At 60.3% G+C, this 17,633-nt stretch carries 16 protein-coding genes; 6 read left to right on the top strand and 10 right to left on the bottom strand.

From position 1 onward, the window contains the following. Positions 1 to 13: 13 nt before the first annotated feature. Positions 14 to 673, bottom strand: coding sequence for a CatB-related O-acetyltransferase (locus G5154_RS10790; RefSeq protein ID WP_421250992.1), 660 nt, complete (start codon positions 671 to 673; stop codon positions 14 to 16). Positions 674 to 956: 283 nt separating this feature from the next. Here G5154_RS10790 and G5154_RS10785 point away from each other — a divergent pair, with 283 nt between their 5' ends. Continuing rightward, the gene (locus G5154_RS10785) at positions 957 to 1,385 is read left to right on the top strand and encodes a DUF2753 family protein (RefSeq protein ID WP_005335785.1); all 429 of its coding nucleotides are present in this window, start codon (positions 957 to 959) and stop codon (positions 1,383 to 1,385) included. 17 nt (positions 1,386 to 1,402) lie between these two features. Here the strand turns inward: G5154_RS10785 and G5154_RS10780 are convergent, their stop codons facing one another. Next, on the bottom strand, positions 1,403 to 2,152 hold the full coding sequence (locus tag G5154_RS10780) for an enoyl-CoA hydratase-related protein (RefSeq protein ID WP_421250993.1): 750 nt from the start codon (positions 2,150 to 2,152) through the stop codon (positions 1,403 to 1,405). 90 nt (positions 2,153 to 2,242) lie between these two features. Here G5154_RS10780 and G5154_RS10775 point away from each other — a divergent pair, with 90 nt between their 5' ends. The 3 genes from G5154_RS10775 (at position 2,243) to G5154_RS10765 (ending at position 4,229) form a co-directional block, all read left to right on the top strand. Beyond that, entirely contained in the window at positions 2,243 to 2,692 is a 450-nt protein-coding gene (locus tag G5154_RS10775) for a copper chaperone PCu(A)C (protein WP_421250994.1), read from the top strand. Positions 2,693 to 2,787: 95 nt separating this feature from the next. Then, positions 2,788 to 3,420: a TIGR04219 family outer membrane beta-barrel protein gene (locus G5154_RS10770; RefSeq protein WP_421250995.1), complete on the top strand. Its 633-nt coding sequence runs from the start codon at positions 2,788 to 2,790 to the stop codon at positions 3,418 to 3,420. A 128-nt stretch (positions 3,421 to 3,548) separates the two neighbouring features. Further along, positions 3,549 to 4,229, top strand: a complete 681-nt coding sequence (locus G5154_RS10765; RefSeq protein ID WP_005363016.1) for an SDR family oxidoreductase — start codon at positions 3,549 to 3,551, stop codon at positions 4,227 to 4,229. Between the two features lie 94 nt (positions 4,230 to 4,323). On the opposite strand, the gene G5154_RS10760 is transcribed toward G5154_RS10765, so the two are convergent. After that, entirely contained in the window at positions 4,324 to 6,048 is a 1,725-nt protein-coding gene (locus G5154_RS10760; RefSeq protein WP_421250996.1) for a proline--tRNA ligase, read from the bottom strand. Positions 6,049 to 6,321: 273 nt separating this feature from the next. On the opposite strand from G5154_RS10760, the gene rlmD reads away from it, so the two are divergent. Further along, on the top strand, positions 6,322 to 7,674 hold the full coding sequence (rlmD, locus tag G5154_RS10755; protein WP_421250997.1) for a 23S rRNA (uracil(1939)-C(5))-methyltransferase RlmD: 1,353 nt from the start codon (positions 6,322 to 6,324) through the stop codon (positions 7,672 to 7,674). 78 nt (positions 7,675 to 7,752) lie between these two features. On the opposite strand, the gene G5154_RS10750 is transcribed toward rlmD, so the two are convergent. From G5154_RS10750 to G5154_RS10740, 3 genes are read right to left on the bottom strand one after another with little or no spacing between them, the layout of a single operon-like run. Further along, positions 7,753 to 8,322: a PqiC family protein gene (locus G5154_RS10750; protein ID WP_421244384.1), complete on the bottom strand. Its 570-nt coding sequence runs from the start codon at positions 8,320 to 8,322 to the stop codon at positions 7,753 to 7,755. Then, positions 8,319 to 9,968, bottom strand: a complete 1,650-nt coding sequence (gene pqiB / locus G5154_RS10745) for an intermembrane transport protein PqiB (RefSeq protein ID WP_005343196.1) — start codon at positions 9,966 to 9,968, stop codon at positions 8,319 to 8,321. The genes G5154_RS10750 and pqiB overlap by 4 nt, the downstream gene beginning before the upstream one ends. Beyond that, positions 9,961 to 11,232, bottom strand: coding sequence for a PqiA/YebS family transporter subunit (locus G5154_RS10740; RefSeq protein ID WP_288727194.1), 1,272 nt, complete (start codon positions 11,230 to 11,232; stop codon positions 9,961 to 9,963). The genes pqiB and G5154_RS10740 overlap by 8 nt, the downstream gene beginning before the upstream one ends. 175 nt (positions 11,233 to 11,407) lie before the next feature. On the opposite strand from G5154_RS10740, the gene hfq reads away from it, so the two are divergent. Beyond that, complete coding sequence (gene hfq / locus G5154_RS10735; protein WP_005335772.1) at positions 11,408 to 11,767, top strand: RNA chaperone Hfq; 360 nt, start codon at positions 11,408 to 11,410, stop codon at positions 11,765 to 11,767. 131 nt (positions 11,768 to 11,898) lie between these two features. On the opposite strand, the gene G5154_RS10730 is transcribed toward hfq, so the two are convergent. From G5154_RS10730 to G5154_RS10715, 4 genes are all read right to left on the bottom strand, one after another. After that, on the bottom strand, positions 11,899 to 12,489 hold the full coding sequence (locus tag G5154_RS10730; RefSeq protein WP_421244383.1) for an HAD family hydrolase: 591 nt from the start codon (positions 12,487 to 12,489) through the stop codon (positions 11,899 to 11,901). 65 nt (positions 12,490 to 12,554) lie between these two features. Beyond that, the gene (locus tag G5154_RS10725; protein WP_421244382.1) at positions 12,555 to 13,658 is read right to left on the bottom strand and encodes an EAL and HDOD domain-containing protein; all 1,104 of its coding nucleotides are present in this window, start codon (positions 13,656 to 13,658) and stop codon (positions 12,555 to 12,557) included. 4 nt (positions 13,659 to 13,662) lie between these two features. Then, positions 13,663 to 15,303, bottom strand: coding sequence for a sensor domain-containing diguanylate cyclase (locus G5154_RS10720; protein ID WP_216979496.1), 1,641 nt, complete (start codon positions 15,301 to 15,303; stop codon positions 13,663 to 13,665). A gap of 253 nt (positions 15,304 to 15,556) precedes the next feature. Beyond that, positions 15,557 to 17,593 (bottom strand): exoribonuclease II, encoded by a 2,037-nt coding sequence (locus G5154_RS10715; RefSeq protein ID WP_421260296.1) that lies wholly within the window; start codon positions 17,591 to 17,593, stop codon positions 15,557 to 15,559. Positions 17,594 to 17,633 lie beyond the last annotated feature (40 nt).

The following is a 17,633-nucleotide window of genomic DNA, read 5'->3' as shown; positions in this document are numbered from 1 at the left end:
TGGTTAGCGGTGGTCACTCATGGCGCTCCGCCCAGCGGGCAGCCGCCTGCTCAAGCAGGGCGACTTCGCCTTGCTGGATCAGCGGTAGCAGATCGTTGACCTGTTGATCCGGCCAATCCCACCAGGCGAGGGCCTGTAGCCGGGCAATCTCCTCCTCGCCAAAGCGCATTCGCACCACCCTGGCCGGGGTGCCCGCCACCATGGCATAGGGCGGCACATCCTGATTGACCAGCGAGCGGGCGGCGATGATGGCACCGTCGCCGATGGTGACGCCGGGCATGATCATCGCCTCCATGCCGATCCAGACATCGTTACCGATGCGGGTATCGCCTGCGGGGCGGTAGCTGCGCTGGAGCGCCGCCAGATCGGCGAACGGATAGGTGCTGATGAAGGCCGTGTTGTGGGTGTGGTTGCCACCCATGATGATCTTTACCCCGGCGGCAATCTGCACATAGTCGCCGATATGGAGACGGTCGATATGCCAGAGCGGCTCCCAGCCGGTTTCCGGGCTGCGGCTGAAGGGATCGCCATGGAGGTAGCGCACTGCCACCTCTTCGAAGGGGCCATCCCAGGTGCCCGAGTAGTAGCTGTGCTGCCCCTTTAGGCAGATATTGGGGTTGGTCACCGTCAGGTGCAGGTATTCGACCTGCGACCAGTGTTGGCAGGGGTTCATGTTGGTACTCCTTTGCTGAATGGATCGGTGGGTTGCGTTCGCGTGAGCGCAGCTAATAGATCCAGACCAGCATGCGGGGCACGCAGAGCAGGGAGCAACCCAGCATCAGCGGGAGGCGTGGTCGCATTCTGGTGTGCTCCAAAGAAGAGGGAAGGGCGCGATCATAAGGTCGGGCGCCGGGTTTGCCAAGGTTGCGCAGAGATCCTGCACTAACCCTCTGGTTGATATTTATTCTCAATTAGCCATGATAACACTCCCACCATAACGGATTCGGGAGAGCGAAATGACACCGCAAAGTTGGCAACGATACATGCTGGAGGCGGAGCGTGCCTGGCAGGCCGGTTCGCTGGGGGCGGCGATCTGCTTTTATCAGCAGGCGCTGGGGGATGTTTACGAGATGACCCAGGTCGAGTTGACCGAACTGGCCACCATGCGAGTCGCCACCTGTCACCGGCTGGCCGACTTCTGGCGGGCGATGGATGAGCCGACTTACGAGCTGCGCTACCTGAAACTCGCCTCCGAGCTGGTCACTGCGCTGGTGCCACAATGCCCCAACCGGGAGTGCGAGGCGCTGATCAGCGAGTTGGGTTGCTGTCGAGGAGCCCTGCTCGCGTTTCTCAAGCGTCACCCCAATCCGGAAATTGCCCGGCTGATCCAGTTGCAGGACAAGGTGCAGGGCTGCGAGCTGATCGGCCGTTTTCGCCTCAACTGAACGGATGTGGGCGCGGCTCAGCCCCGCCGTTTGAGTTTCTGGGCGATCCGCTGCTGCGCCTCTTCCCCTTGCAGTGCCTGGGCGAAGGCGCGCGCCTCCAGATCGATGACAAAGTGCACCGCCTGTTTGAGCTCCTGTTTCAGCAGCGCCTTGCTCTTTTGCAGCGCTCTGGGCGGCTTGGCCGCCAGCTTCAGCCCCTGCTCGCGGGCAAAGGAGAGCAATCCATCGGCCGCCACCACCTTGTTGGCGAGCCCGAGTTGCAGCGCCTCCTCGGCATCCATCGCCTCGGCCAGCAGCAACAGCTCTGCCGCCTTGAGGTGTCCCACCAGACGTGGCAGCAGCAGGCTGGAGGCAAACTCCGGCACCAGTCCCAGCTCGACAAAGGGGAGCTGCAAGCGGGCGTTATCCCCTAGATAGACCAGATCGCAGTGCAGCAGGATGGTGGTGCCAATCCCCACCGCCGGACCGCCAACAGCGGCGATCACGGGTTTGGGGAAGTCGGCCAGGGTGTGGAGGAACTGCAGGATGGGGTCGTCGGGCTCCAGCGAGCTCTTGCCCATGAAATCGGCCAGATCATTGCCCGCGGTAAAGCAATCCTGCTGCCCCTGCAACAGCAGGACATGCACCTCCTCATCGGCTGCCGCCTCTCGCAGCGCTGCCACCAGTTGCTTATAGAGCTCGGTATTGAGAGCGTTGCGCTTGTCGGGGCGGTTGAGGGTCAGGGTGAGCAAGCCATCCTGCTGCTCGGCAATGAGAATGGGGGGCATGTCTAAATCCTTGTTATTGAAAGGTGCAAAAAAGGTTGCTGTTGGGGTAACCTTAGCGCCGTTTAACAACATCATAAAAGGATTTCAACCATGTTTAAACGTGCGTTTTATTCTCTGCTGGTTCTGGGGATAGCTGCGCCTGCACTGGCCAAGGTCGAGGCCGTCGACGGTTATGTGCGCCTGTTGCCGCCGGGCTCCCCCAACACTGCCGCCTTTATGGTGCTCAAGAATGACGCCGACCAGCCGGTCAAGCTGGTGGCGGCGGCCTCTGCGGCGGCGGGGCGTGCCGAGCTGCACACCCACCTGCACGAAAATGGTGTGATGAAGATGCGTCAGGTCGAGAATATCGAGATCCCGGCCAAGGGCGAGGCGGTGCTGAAACCGGGCAGCCTGCACATCATGTTGTTCGAGGTGGGCACGCTCTCCGAGCAGACCCCTTTCCCGCTCACCCTCACCATGGACGATGGTCAGAAGCTGGAGCTGTCACTGCCGGTGAAGCCGATTGAGCCGATGGCAGAGATGAAGCATATGAAGCACTGACATTTGTCGTCGTTTGTTCAGGATTGACGCTGGGTATTTTGGCTGCACCGAGTAAAATAGTGCTCTTTTCCATGTATGCAAGAGGAAGTGACGTAATGAAAAAGACGCTGATTGCCGGTTTTGTGCTGGCTCTGTGCAGCCAGAGTGCCATGGCCGCTGACGACTGGCGTTTTGCCGCCGGTGCCGACGTATGGGCCGCCAAGGGCAGTGGTCAGGCTTATGGCACCAGTGCTGATGGCAGCTATGACGACAGCTACAACTGGAACGGCTATCTGCAACTGGAACACGGTATAATCTTCCTGCCGAACGCCAAGTTTGAAGTCTCCGATTTCAGCACCTCCGGCGGCAACTTCAAAAACGATCTGACCGCCTACGATCTGAGCCTCTACTACCGTCTGTTCAACAACGATCTGTTCAAGATCGATCTGGGTATGACCGGTCGTCACTACGATGGCGAGCAGGTCTACTTCGGTCGCAAGGGTTATGACGAAGATACCCTGATGGCCTATGCCGGCAGCGAAGTGAAGATCCCGGGCACCGGCATCGCCTTCTTCGGCGATCTGCGCACTCACGATGCGGACAACTATGACTACCGTCTGGGTGGTTCCTACAAGTTCTCCTCCATGCCGATCAAGCTGCGTGCCGGCTGGCGTGAAGCCAAGGTCGACTTCGCCAATATCAACCAGTCTGTCGATGGCTGGTTCATGGGTGGCGAATTCACTTTCTAATCTGACGTTGTCTGACAACGGGGGTGATATTCTTCGCCAACATCTATCAGAGCATTCTGTCGATGGATGGTTCATGGGCGATGAATTCACTTTCTAATCTGACCGTCGACTGACGACGAGGAGCGATAATGGGCCACATCATAGTGACAGGTGCCGGTTCTGGTCTCGGCCGGGCGCTGACCATCGGACTGGTTGAGCGGGGTCATCAGGTCTCCATGATGGGGCGCCGTTATCAGCGACTGCAGGAGCAGGAACAACTGCTCGGCAGCGCGGTGATCGGCATCGCAGCCGATCTGGCGCACCATGAAGAGGTCGATGTCGCCTTCGCCGCGGCGGTGGAGTGGGGCGGCCTGCCCGACATGGTGATCCACTGCGCCGGGGTGGGCGAGTTTGGCCCGGTCGGTGTTTACACCGCCGAGCAGATCCGCCGGGTGGTGGAGAGCAACCTCATCTCCACCATTCTGGTGGCCCAGCAGACGGTGCGGCTTATCGGTGAGAAAGGCGGAGTACTGGCCAATGTGCTCTCCTCCGCCGCTCAGGTAGGCAAAGCCAACGAGAGCCTCTACTGCGCCTCCAAATGGGGGATGCGCGGCTTTCTGGAGTCGTTGCGCGCCGAGCTGAAAGGCTCACCGCTGCGGCTGGTCAACCTCTACCCGAGCGGGATCCGCAGCGAATTCTGGGATAACTCGGATCATGTTGACCCGAGTGGTTTCATGACTCCTGAAGATGCGGCGGCCTATATGCTCGACGCACTGGAAGCCAGAAGCAGCTGCCACGTGACCGATCTCTTTATTGGTCGTAATCCCTGAGGCGGATCTCCGTCATCCGGTTGTTGTCGTCAGAGCACACAGAAACAAAAAGCGCGCCAAATGGCGCGCTTTTTATTCAGGTAAGGGAGCAGAATTAACGGCCCAGCTTGGCCTTGAGCATGGCGATGATGTCGTTGATGGCCACTTCCTGCTTCTCGCCGGTACGGCGGCACTTGTACTCCACCACGCCGTTGTCCAGACCGCGATCGCCGATAACGATGGCGTGCGGGATGCCCAGCAGCTCCATGTCGGCGAACATCACGCCCGGGCGCTCTTTACGGTCGTCGAACAGCACGTCCACACCGGCCGCTTTCAGCTCGGCGTAGAACTGCTGTGCCTGCTCGGCCACGCGCTCGGATTTGTGCATGTTCATTGGCACGATGGCCACTTCGAACGGGGCGATGGCGTCCGGCCAGATGATGCCGTACTGGTCGTTGTTCTGCTCGATGGCCGCAGCCACCAGACGGGAAACCCCGATACCGTAGCAACCCATCTCCATGGTGACGGACTTGCCAGCTTCGTTCAGCACGCTCGCCTTCATCGCTTCGGAGTACTTGGTGCCCAGCTGGAAGATGTGGCCCACTTCGATACCGCGCTTGAGCAGCAGCTTGCCCTGGCCGCACGGGCTCGGGTCGCCTTCTACTACGTTGCGCAGGTCGGCAACTTCGTAAGAAGCGATGTCGCGATCCCAGTTGGCGCCGGTCAGGTGGAAGCCGGTCTCGTTGGCGCCGCAGACGAAGTCCGCCAGATGGGCAGCGCTGCGATCGACGATGATGCGACCGGCAAAGCCGACTGGGCCGATGGAACCTGCATCGCAACCGGCGGCAGCTTTGATCTGCTCGTCGTTGGCGAAGGTCAGCGGGTTGGCCACGCCAGCCAGTTTCTCGGCCTTGATTTCGTTCAGCTCGTGGTCGCCACGCAGTACCAGCGCGATGACGGCCTGCTTGCCGTGCTCATCTTCCTCTGCCAGTACCAGCAGGGTCTTGGCAATGGCGGTCGGTGCCACGTTCAGGAAAGCGGCTACTTCGTCGATGGTGTGGACGTTCGGGGTGGCAACCTTGGTCAGTGCTGCGGTGGCAGCAGCGCGCTCACCAGCCGGCGCCAGTGCTTCGGCCATCTCGATGTTGGCGGCGTAATCGGAGCTGTCGGAGAAGGCGATCAAGTCTTCACCGCTCTCTGCCAGCACCTGGAATTCGTGGGAACCGGTACCACCGATGGAGCCGGTATCCGCCTGCACTGGACGGAAGTTCAGACCCATGCGGGTGAACGCCTTGCAGTAGGCAGCGTGCATCTTCTCGTAGGTATCTACCAGAGATTCCTTGTCGATGTGGAAGGAGTAGGCATCCTTCATCAGGAATTCGCGGCCACGCATCACGCCGAAACGGGGGCGCACTTCGTCGCGGAATTTGGTCTGGATCTGGTAGAGGTTGAGCGGCAGCTGTTTGTAGCTGTTCACTTCGTAACGCACCAGCGCAGTGATCACCTCTTCGTGGGTCGGGCCCAGTACGAAGGGGCGGTTGTGGCGGTCGGTCAGACGGCACAGCTCGGGACCGTAGTCATCCCAGCGGCCGGACTCCTGCCACAGCTCGGCGGGTTGTACCACCGGCATGGAGACTTCGACGGCACCAGCATTGTTCATCTCTTCGCGAACAATGTTCTCGATTTTCTTCAGTACCCGCAGACCGGTTGGCAACCAGGCATACATGCCGGAGGCCAGTTTACGGATCATCCCGGCGCGCAGCATCAGCTGGTGGCTGACAACTTCAGCGTCGGAGGGGGTTTCCTTGAGAGTGGAAAGCAGATATTGGCTGGTACGCATCGCGGTAGACCTTAGCTAGAACGGGCGCGGGGCCCAGGATAATTTCAAGGGCGGAATTTTAACAGGCTGGGCGTTATGGCCCAAGGGCTAAATTTGCCGCAACCCGAAAGGTGGCCACGCCCGGCAGATGGTCAGGGCAATGACCATTGCAACAAGCAGGCTTTTTATGCCTGCAATTTGGCCGGATCTCCGCTAAACTCTGCCACCTTTTCTCGATGGGCATGGCTTTGCCGCGTTCATCACCCCCCATTTTTAGTACTTTTGGAGCCGCTCATGCCGTTAGTGGGACATCAACACCAGATCGAGATCCTGGAACTGACCGACAAAGGAGATGGCAAAGGACGCCTGTTCGATCGCCCCCTGTTTGTCGAAGGTCTGCTGCCCGGTGAGCAGGCGCTGGTGGAGCTGACCGAGGTCAAGCCGAACTATCTGCACGGCAAGGTTGCCGAGCTGCTCCAGCCCTCCGCCGATCGGGTTGCCGATTTCTGCCCCAACACCGAGTGCGGTGGCTGTCAGGTGCGCCCGCTGGCCTATCCGGCCCAGCTCAAGCTCAAGCAGGCACTGGTGCAGAGCGCACTGGAACAGGTCGGGCTGGGTGACACCCCGGTCAAGGATATCCTTGGCATGGAGAGCCCGTTCGCCTATCGCAACAAGGCGCAATATGCGGTGCGTGGCTGTGACGCCGGTGCCGAGATCGGTTTTTATCGCAAGCATTCCCACGATCTCATCACCGCCGATGACTGTGCGGTGCAGGATCCGCTGCATGTGGAGCTGAACGCCCGGGTGCGCAACTGGATGCGCGCGCATGACATCGCCGCCTATGACGAAGTGAACCACAGAGGCTGTATGCGCAACCTGATGACCCGCAAGGGCTTCAAGAGCGGCGAGCTGATGGTGGTGCTGGTGACCCTGGGCGAGGAGCTGCCGTTCGAAGCCGAGCTGCTGGCAGCCCTGAGCGATCTGCCGGTCACTACCCTGGTGCAGAACATCAACGATGAGCGCACCAACCGCATTCTGGGCGCCACCAACCGGGTGCTGCTCGGCGAAGGGGTGATCCGCGACAAGATCCACGAACTCGAGTTCGAGATCTCGCCGCTATCCTTCTTCCAGAACAACCCGACCCAGACCGATGTGCTCTACTCCAGCGCCCTCGAGTATGCCGAGCTGACCGGTAACGAGACGGTGTTCGACATCTATTGCGGTATCGGCACCATCTCCCTGTTCCTGGCTGGCAAGGCCGCCAAGGTCGTCGGGATCGAGTCGGTGGAGAGCGCCATCAGCGATGCCCGCCGCAACGCTGCCCTCAACGGCATCGAGCACACCGAATTCCACGTCGGCAAGGCCGAGCAGCTGATGCCCGAGCTGCACGCTCAGGGCGTGACCGCTGACGTGGTGGTAATGGATCCGCCCCGCAAAGGCTGTGACAAGGCCGTATTGCAGACCCTGGTCGCTATGGCGCCCCGTCGTCTGGTCTATGTCTCCTGCAACCCGCAGACCCTGGCCCGCGATCTTGCCTGGCTGGTCAAGCAGGGCTTCGTGCTGGACGAGGTGCAGCCGGTCGATATGTTCCCGCACTCCATGCATGTGGAAGCGGTTGCCCGCCTGAGCCTGCCTGCCAAGGCATAAGTCGCCCCCGACTCTTGCCCATAAAAAACGACGCCAGCTGGCGTCGTTTTTTTATCTCTGCAATCGGCGGATGGGCGATTAGCTGGCGCTCTGGCGCACCTCGGCGGCGATCTGGTCGAGCAGCTGTTGCCAGCCCTGACCCAGTTCGTTCACCAGTGCGTTGTAGCCATCGGCTGGCAGCCCCCGCTCCTGACGGAAGGGGGCATCGCGCAACACGGTGCCATCTTCCGCCAGCAGGCGCCAGCGGCCGCTCAGTACGGCGCTGCCGTCATGACGGCCCTGAAAGCGCTCCACCAGAATGGTCAGCACCGGCCCCTTGCGGGCGCCATCCTGCCGCACCACCCAGCCCGGCAGGCGGCTGGAGAGGCCATTGAGGGTGAGCTGGTTGAGCTGATCGTCCAGCGCACCGGCCCAGCGATGGTACTCGGTGAAGTGCAGCTCTTGCCCTTCCAGCTGATAGACCAGACTGATCCGGTCGAGCTGGCTGGCCAGCGCCACCGGGCGCAGCACCAGCTGGTGCTGCGGTTGGGCCGGGGCCGTCACGGGTTGCTGACTGTCGGCATCGAGCGAGTAGTAGTGCAGGCTTGGCTGGCTGCTGCAACCCGCCAGCAGGCCCAGCAGAGCCAGCGTCAGGATCTCTTTTTTCATTGTTTGCCTCGCTTGGGCTCAGGGTCTGATGGATGCGCGCGATCGAAGATCAGCGAGCTGGGCTGCTCGTTGAGGGAGTGCACCAGCGGCTGCAGTTCGCGCATCAACTGATTGAGAGTCTGCACCGACTGACGCAGATCCTGATTGGTCTGCGACTGGGCGTCATAGGCCTGCAGGGTCTCCTGCAACTGTTTGAGGCTCTCGTTCAGCGAGGCTGGCAATTGCTGGGTCGCCTCCTTGCCGGTCAGCTTGTCCAAATTGGCACTGAGGGCGCTGATGTTTTTCAGGGTGCCATCCAGGGTGGAGAGGGAGCTGTTGACCTTGGTCAGGGTAGTCGCCATGTCCATGTCGACAAACTTGTCGAGGATGAGGTTCACCTTGCGCTCGATCTGATCCAGCCCACCCTGCACGGTGGGAAAGACCTGATAACCGGCCAGCTTGACCTGATCAAAGCGGGGAGCTGTTGGGTAGAAGTTGAGATCGATGATCTTGCCACCGGTCAGCAGACTCGAGGTCTTGAGGCTGGCACGCAATCCCTCCTTGAACTGCTTGCTGAATAGGGCGCGCCACTGATCCTTCTCCGCCTTGGCATAGCGGTGGGAGAGACGCTGCACTTCGATGCGGGCCAGCACCGGGATCTGTCGGTTCTGGAAGATGCGAACCCCTTTCTCCTCGACCATGTAGGGGGCCGAGATGACGGTGCCGACCCGTATACCGCGGTACTGCACCGCCGCGCCCGGGTGAAGGCCCGCCACGTTGTCGTCGAACAGGAAGACGTAGTCGATGAACTGATCCAGGCTACCGGCCAGTACGCTAGCCTCATCCTGGAACAGGGTAAACTCGTCGTGCTGCTTGACCGGCTCACCCGGAGACCAGCCGGCAGGCAGGCCCATGGTGATACCGCCGTCGACCAGGCTTTCCAGCGAGTCCATCTTCACTTTCATCCCCTCGCTGCTCATGGAGACCTCGAAGCCCGGGGTCAGCCAGAAGCGGGAGTTGCTGCTCACCAGAATGTCGTAAGGGGCGTTGATGAAGATCTGATACTGCATCTCGCTCTTCTCGGGCAGGAACTTCGCCTCTTCCACCTGACCTATAGTAAAGCCCTGATAGTTGATGGGAGAGCCTTCCCCGAGAGCTCGGGCGTCGCGGCTGGTGAGGGAGAGCCGTAGCCCTTTGGCATCCAGCGAGGCGAGGGGCGGTTTGTCCAGCATGACGTATTCGTCCCGCGCCCGACCTTTCTTGCCCGGGGCAAGCTCGATATAAGCGCCTGAGAGCAACGTGCTGAGGCCGGAGACCCCTTCACGGCCCACTCTGGGCTTGACTACCCAGAACTGGCTGTCATCGCGCAGCATGCCGGAGGCCGCATTAGTCAGCCGTCCTTTCAGCACTGCATGGCTGTAGTCATCGCTCAGCTCGACGGCCTCGATGCGGCCGACATCCACCTCGCGTGAACGGATCACCGTCTTGCCTGCGACTATGCCCTCGGCGGTGGCGACCGTGAGGGTGAAGCTGGGGCCTTGCGAATACCAGTGCTGGAACAGCATCCAGAGACCGATGAAGAGCGCCAGCAGCGGCACCATCCAGATTGCGGCGGCGGAGCTCAGAAAGTCAGAGCCCGGTTTCCACCTTGTTTTACGCTCACTCACGTTCGCGTTCTCCTTGTTGTAAATCCCAGATCAGGCGCGAGTCGAAGCTCATGGCGGCAACCATGGTGATCAGCACGACACCAGCAAATGCGACGGCCGCAGGGCCGGGGTAGATGGTCATCAGGTTGTCGAGCCGGATCAGGCCCGCAAGGATGGCCACCACGAAGACATCGATCATCGACCAGCGTCCGACAAATTCGGTCATGCGATAGAGTTTGAGTTTACCGAGCGGCGACTCGGCATGGCCGCGTTGTACCATGTAGCAGAGCCAGAACAGCGCCACGATTTTTACCAGCGGCACTACCACGCTGGCGAAAAAGATCACTGCTGCGATGGGATAGGATCCCATGGCCCAGAGCAGCACTACGCCGCCGAGGATGGTGGAGGGGCTGTCATCACCGAGAAACACCGTATCCATGATGGGATAGACGTTGGCCGGAATGTAGAGAATGGCGGAGGTGAACAGCAGCGCCCAGGTACGGTTCAGGCCGCCCGGCTTGCGGGCGTGCAGGTGACTACCGCAGCGGGAACAGCTGTGGGTGCCAGCCTCGCTCAGGGCGCCGCAAATATGGCAGCCCACCAGACCGGATTCCAGCGCCCCGGCTTCGGGGTCTATCTCCCGTGGCTCGGTGGGACCGAACAGCCGCTGCCAGAGCCACATCTGATCAAGCGAGGAGATCATCTTGATGAGCAGCACCGTGTAGCCGACGAAGGCCCAGAACGACAAGCCCATATGGATGTCGGCCATCCCCATCAGTTTGACCAGCGAGATAAGTACCCCCACCAGAAAGACATCCACCATCAGCCAGGGTTTGATCCGGCAGAGCAGGCGGCCGAGAGAGCGCAGGGCATTGTTGTGCAAATCCTTGTCGATACGCCACAGCACCAGCATGATGGAGCCCATGTAGACCAGCGGTAGGCCGATCAGGGTGATACTGAGTACGGCGCCGAGAAACAGGTAGCCCTCGTCTACTAGGGTCGAGATGCACTGGATAAAGGTCATCTCCTGGCCTATCCCCTTTGCCGAGAAGGACATGAAGGTAAAGGAGTTGGAGAGTACGAACATGATGAGCGCCGCAAACCCGTAGGAGATGGGACGCAACTCCTGCTGCGGCAGATGACGGCTCAGGGTGTGACCACAGCGAGGACAACTGCTTGCCTGTCCCACCTCGAGCGGCGTGGCCGGGATCAGCAGATCACACTCTTCGCAGGCGGTGGCATCATGAACATAGCTGGCGTGGTGTTGGTGTGAAGCCGAATGCAAGATAAAACCCCAGATTTGGCTCGCAAGAGAACCGGAAGCGGCGATTATCGCAGTTGTCCCGGTCTGCGACCAGTCCTGCGGTGGCGTGATTATTGGCGGGAGTGAGAATGACTTTGACAAGGCTGTGCCCATTTAGCACAATCAAACGCCACTTTTTTCCGCGGGACAATAATTTATGACAACTGAATCCCCAAGCTACTCCACGATTGAGCAAGCCTTCTCCCTCGGGAATGGGCAAGATTCTGCCCTCAACTGGTTGCGCAAGAACCGCAGTCAGGTCGCCATTTTTCTGGTGAGCGGCATCAAGCTGGAAGGCACTATCAGCGGTTTTGATCAGTACAGTGTGCTGTTGACCGATGCACACGGCAACCAGCAACTGGTCTACAAAGCCAAGATCTCTACCATCGCCATGCACACCGGCCGTCCGCAAGTGAACATCCAGCGTGCCCGCAAGCCACGTGTCTCTATGGCGCCGCGCCCCCATGGTGCGCCGGGCCGCTATGATGACAATCAGGGCGGTGGCAACAACGAGTAATCGTTCTTTCCGACCCTCTGCGCCGACGCGTCCAGCGTCAGCGACTGACGGAGCTGGCTCTCATTCTCAACCCTGTCCCGTATGAGATCCAGCTCCGGTTATCGCCCCTTGTTGGGCGATATTCTTCTGCACTACATCGCTATGCCGATCGGTTTACCTGCTTTGACCATGCAGGTCTGCATACCCGCTGCTTCTCCGGCCTGTACCCCGATACCGGTATCTTCAAACACCAGACAGCCTGATGGCTCGACCCCCAGCTTGCTGGCGACCAGCAGGAAGGTGTCCGGATTGGGCTTGTGTAGCTCCACATCGTCGGCCGTGACCACCACCTTAAAGTAGCGATCCAGCCCGGTATTGCGCAGCACCGCTTCGGCGTTGATGCGAGGAGAACCTGTACCGATCCCCATCGGAATGACACCTTGATAGCGTTCGACCAGTGTCTGCATGGCGGGAAACACGGTCGCCTTGTGCAGGTTGGCCACATAGTGGGCAGTCTTGCAGCGGTTCACTTCGAGCGGGTCGAGGGGGATCTGCTGCTCCTGTGTCACCAGCAGGGCGATCTTGCGGCTCGGCATACCGCCCAGTTCATAGAACCAGTCGGCATCGAAGCGAAAACCAAATTCACGGGCGGTGTGTTCCCAGGCGGCGAGATGCAGCGGCATGGAGTCGACCAGGGTGCCATCCAGGTCAAAGATCAGGCCTTGGAATCCGGAAAGTGTCATGGTGCGGGTCAGTCTCTGAAAAAAGGGAGCCCATTCTAGCCAGAGCCTCCCCGGCCTGCCATCACCTAGCTGGTGAGAAACGCTTGCCCCCACATTTGCGCCTGAAAATAGACGGGGGTGAGCCTGGTCGGGTCGAGCTGGTATTTCGGTGCCAGCTGCTCCAGCAGAGCCCAGTTGCCCTGTTCATAGGTCCTGACCAGCTGGAACAGGTGGAACAGCGGCCCTTCGTGCCGCTCGATGGCTCGCTTTACGTTGTTGGGCAGGTGGGCCTTCAGCGACTCTGATAGCAGGGAACCATCGAGTACCAGCCCTACCAGAAAAGCCCAGCTTGCTTCGCGTTTGTCGAGGGCGGTGAGGGCGATAAGTTCGCAGAAGCGGCCGCGAGCGATGGCCATTCGGGTAGAGGCCTCCGGCATATGCTGGCTCACCCGGGCCAGGCCGTTGATCAGCACAAACTTGCGGATCTCCTGCTCTCCCAGATAGGAGAGGGCGCGGGAAACCGAGGTGATGGGGGCTGCATGATCGAAGCCGGGCGCGTTGACATAGGTGAGTAGCTGGCCCGGGAGCAAGGCATCCTGCTCCAGCAGGCGAGCCACCTGGGCAAAGGAGAACTCCTCGTGGCAGATAAGTTGAAGGATCTGCTGCACAAGTGCCATGTCGGGCTGGGTGGCACGTTGATTGACCAGCTCGGGGCGGGCGAGAAAACCACCGGCAAAGAAGTCGACTCCGGCCTCTCGCAGCGGGAGAAAATCTTCCCAGGTTTCGATATCGAGGGCCATCCGCTTGTGTTCGGTGGGCTGGCAGATCCCCTCTTCCCCCATCCAGAATACCAGCAGACGGCTGGCACCGAGCCAGCGTGGCTCACGACTGACCCCATGTACAGCAAGCCGGCGTCGACTGTCTCGCCATTGTTCCAACACCGGAAAGGAGGCGGGCAGCCGTTCGCTGGAAGCCTCTACCAGCGGGATCGCATCCTGATCAAACAGCAGGGGGCGCTGTTCATCGAGCTGCTCGTGGGTGAAAGGCACCAGATATTGGCGCCCTTGTGCCAGCAGGCGGCAATGTTGCGCCAGTGAAGGCCATTCGGCCGGTGAGCTGAGCTGATAGTCGATGCCGTAGGCCACCAGAGCCAGGCGACGATTGAAGATGGGGTAGCGACGCAACAGCATGGGATCACCGATAGGCCAGAGTGCGTGCCCGTCCTTGAGACTTGGCGTGGTAGAGCGCCTGATCGGCCTGTTCGGTCAGACTCTGCCACGCCTCGTCCAGGGAGGGGACCAGATAGCTAAAGCCTATGCTAACCGTAATGAAATCAGCAACCCGCGAGGCGGGATGGGGCAGTTTTAATTGCGCCAGTCCGGCATGGATCCTCTCGGCCAGTTGCTCGGCTTCACCGGGTTGTGGGGCGCAAAGCAGGATGACGAACTCTTCTCCGCCATAACGAGCCACCAGATTGGTAGAGCGTCGCTCGGCCTCCCGCAGTACGCGGGCTACCTGCTGCAGGCACTCATCCCCCTTGGTATGACCGAAGTGATCGTTATAGGCCTTGAAGTCGTCGACATCGATCATCAATACCGCCAGCGGATTCTGGGTGCGCCGTGCCCACTCCCACTCCCGTTGCATGGTGATGTCCCACTGGCGCCGGTTGGCGATACCAGTCAGAGGATCTTCCAGCGAGAGCAGGGAGAGGCGGTGATTGGCCTCTTCCAGCGCCCTATTGGTTTCGGCCAGTTGTATCGTGCGTTCGGCGACCCGGGCTTCCAGCTGGCGGTTGAGCTGCTCCAGCTGCTCCTGAGTGCGCTGGCGGATCAACAACTGTGACAGGATGGCGGCGTACTGTTTGAAGATCTCGCTCTGATAGGCTTTGAGCGGGCGGTGCCACAGCAGGTTGTCGGCGGCGATCCAGCCGATGGGGATGGCGCCATCCCAGAGCGATACCATGGCGTTCCAGCCCTGTCCCACCTGCTGTTTCTCGTAGTAGAGAGGGGTATCTTCCAGCACCAGCACGTAATCCTTGCGCTTGAGCGCCTCCTGCACCGTGGGGTGATCCGGGATAGGACTGACAAAGTCGTGTTCGTCTACCAGCTCTCCCTCTTCACTGGTGCCCCAGGTGCCGCGCATGGTTTTGCCATCGGGTTCGATCAGGAAGATGGCGACCCGATCGAACTGCAGCTCCTTGCGGGCCAGCAGCACGGCGTCCCGCAGCAGATCGTTCTCGCTGCGACAGCGGGAGAGGGTGACGCTGACCATGTGCAGCGCCTGCAACATGGTGAGGAAGGAGCCCTGCAGTGCCTGACTCTGTACCAGATCGGTCTGGGTATGGAGCCGCTGGTCCCGCTCCTGATTGACCTGGCTGGAGAGCAGGTGATTGCTGAGCTCGGCAGTCAGATAGTGAATAAGGAGCTGGATGCCCTGGCGCTGGTGGGAGGAGAGGCGGTCTATGCGGCGGCGGGTCTCCAGATAGATGACCCCTTCCAGTTTCATGTGACGTTTGAGAGGGAAACAGGCGCGTAGCTGTGGCTGGGCGGGCTCCACATTTTCGCCAGGATCTGGCGGTGGCTGGAGCTGCTCGATCACCAGTTGTCCCTTGTCCATTGCCTTGTCGATCAGGTGGTGGGGTAGTGTTAGCTGTTCTAGCTGGGCTAGATCCAGTTCGATCACGCCCTGATCCAGCTGAAAACTGTAGAGCTGTGCTTCAGGAGCTCTCAGCCAGAGGTAAAGGCGTTCTGCATCGGTCTTTTCACGGATGGTGGCGAGGCTCACTTCGCATAACTGAGCGAAGTTGGTGAAGTGTTCCGGGTCCCATTCCTGCATACCAGTATCCCTTGGATTGTACCCAAGCGAGTATAAACATATTTCTCTTTGATTAATATGTCAGAAAGGAGATGTGTCGCACATATTGGTTGCATTCCAGGTTATGTGTGGAAACATTCACTGCTTTTATTGCCAATTATGGCGAAAACTGTGCGTAGTTGCGCCACCTGTAGCAGCGTGCATGGCAGATGTGGAGCAAAAAAGAGCCCGCACGATGGCGGGCTCTCGGGCAGATTCGATGACTCTGCGTGGCTTACTCAGCCTGGGAGGCTGGCTGCGCTGGCGTTTCACTGCTATCGGCTGACGTGCTCTCTGCCAACGGGGCTTCCGGTGCCGGACCCGGCACCAGCTCCACCGCCGGCTTGGCAATGAGGGAGCGGGTCTCTTCCACCGCTTCGGTCAGCTTGACCTCAATGATCTGACCGAGCTCGTAGACCACCTCGGTCTTGTCCAGATAGACGCGACCGTTGTCCCAGTTGCACTCCAGCCGATCCTTGTTGTCGAGGATATGACGGGCAGGCATGAAGACCACGGCGCCGTTCTCCTGCAGACGCAGCTTGAGGCCAGCACGCATCACGTCGATGATCTCGGCGTTGAACACCTTGTCGGTGCCAGCATCGGCCTTGAGGTAGCGGACATAGAGCCAGTCGCCGATGTCGCGCTCCACCATGCGGTGCAGACGGCGGCAGGCGGTCAGATGCTCGGTGAGCTCGGTGCTCGGGCGCTCGCCCGGGGTCTTGCCGGCGATGACCGCTTTGAGCAGACGATGGTTGACCATGTCGCCGTATTTACGGATCGGGGAGGTCCAGGTGGCGTAGGCATCCAGACCCAGGCCGTAGTGGGCGCCCGGCTCGGAGGACATCAGCGCATAGCTCTGGAAACGGCGGATCTTGCCATCCAGCCAGCGGGTGTCGAGGTTATCGATCCAGCGGCGCAGGGCACAGAAGCCGGAGAGGCTGGCGATCTCGTCGCGCTCGAACGGGGCTTCGGCGCTTTTCAGCAGGTCGATGGCGCCGTCGAGGGACTCTTCGTCAAAGCCGGTGTGAACGTTGAAGATGCCGTAACCGACGCTCTTGCCCAGCACGCGACCGGCGCAGATGTTGGCGGCGATCATCGACTCTTCCACCATGCGGTTGGCGATGCGGCGTGGCTCGACGTGGATAGCCAGCACTTCGCCATTCTCGCCCAGCTCGAAGTCGTAGTCGGGTCTGTCCGGGAACACTAGGGCATGCTCGGTGCGCCACTTGATGCGCGCTTCGGTCATTGCCTTCATCAGCGGCAGCTGGGCCAGCACGCCGGCGTCGATGGCCAGCTCTTTGCCATGCTCAGCCCAGTCGGAGACGTCGTCATAGTTGAGACGGGCGTGGGAGCAGATGCGGGCGGCGAAGAACTCGGTCTCCTCCAGCAGCAGACCATCTTCGGCGATAAGCAGACGGGCGCACAGGGTGTTGCGCTCCTCACCCTCCTTCAGGGAGCAGAGCTCGTCGGAGAGGGTACGCGGGATCATCGGTACGTTGCGGCCCGGCATGTAGACGGTGAAGGCGCGCTGGGCGGCCTCCTTGTCCAGCTCGCTCCCTTCGGCCACATAGGCGGTCGGGTCGGCGATGGCGACCAGCAGCTCCCAGCCGTTATCCAGCTTGGTGATGGCCAGCGCATCGTCCATGTCCTTGGTTTTTGCACCGTCGATGGTGAAGAAAGGCACCTTGGTCAGGTCACGACGGGGCAGCTCCTCATCTTCGATGACCTTCCACTCTGGCAGATCAGCCGGTTCGACCTGGGCCAGGTTGTGGCGCGCCAGCACCACCCACCAGGGCACGTTGTGATCTTCCTGTGCGGCGATCTTCTGGATGATCTCGGCAGAGAAGTTGCCGTCTACCAGCGCATGGCGCTTGAGGGTGGCGACCACCCAGTCCCCTTCCTTGAACTCTTTTTCGTCCAGACCCTTCTTGACGCGGGCCTTGATGGCATCCTTGATCAGCGGGTGGTCGGCGACCACGTTGAGGCGGTCGCGGAACATCTTGACCCGGGCCACGAAGCGGGTGACGGACTGCTCCAGCAGGGCATCCGGCTCGGCCACTTCCTTCTCTTTTTCGGTGCGGATCAGGGCGCTCACCCGGTCACCGTGCATCACCTTCTTCATGTAGGGAGGCGGCACGAAATAGCTGGTCTTCTCATCGACCTCCAGAAAGCCGAAGCCCCGATCGGAGGCGCGGATAACACCCTCTTTCTTGGGGATGTTTTCGCGGATTTGTTGCTTGAGCTGGGCCAGCAGCGGATTGTCTTGGAACATAAGTGAGGAACCTGAAGTGAAAACCTGGGTGAAGACCTGA

The organism is Aeromonas sp. 600527, from assembly GCF_049175415.1.
Classification (GTDB): domain Bacteria; phylum Pseudomonadota; class Gammaproteobacteria; order Enterobacterales; family Aeromonadaceae; genus Aeromonas; species Aeromonas veronii_A.
Note: the sequence above shows the minus strand (reverse complement) of the source record. Positions and strands in the feature narration are given on the sequence as shown.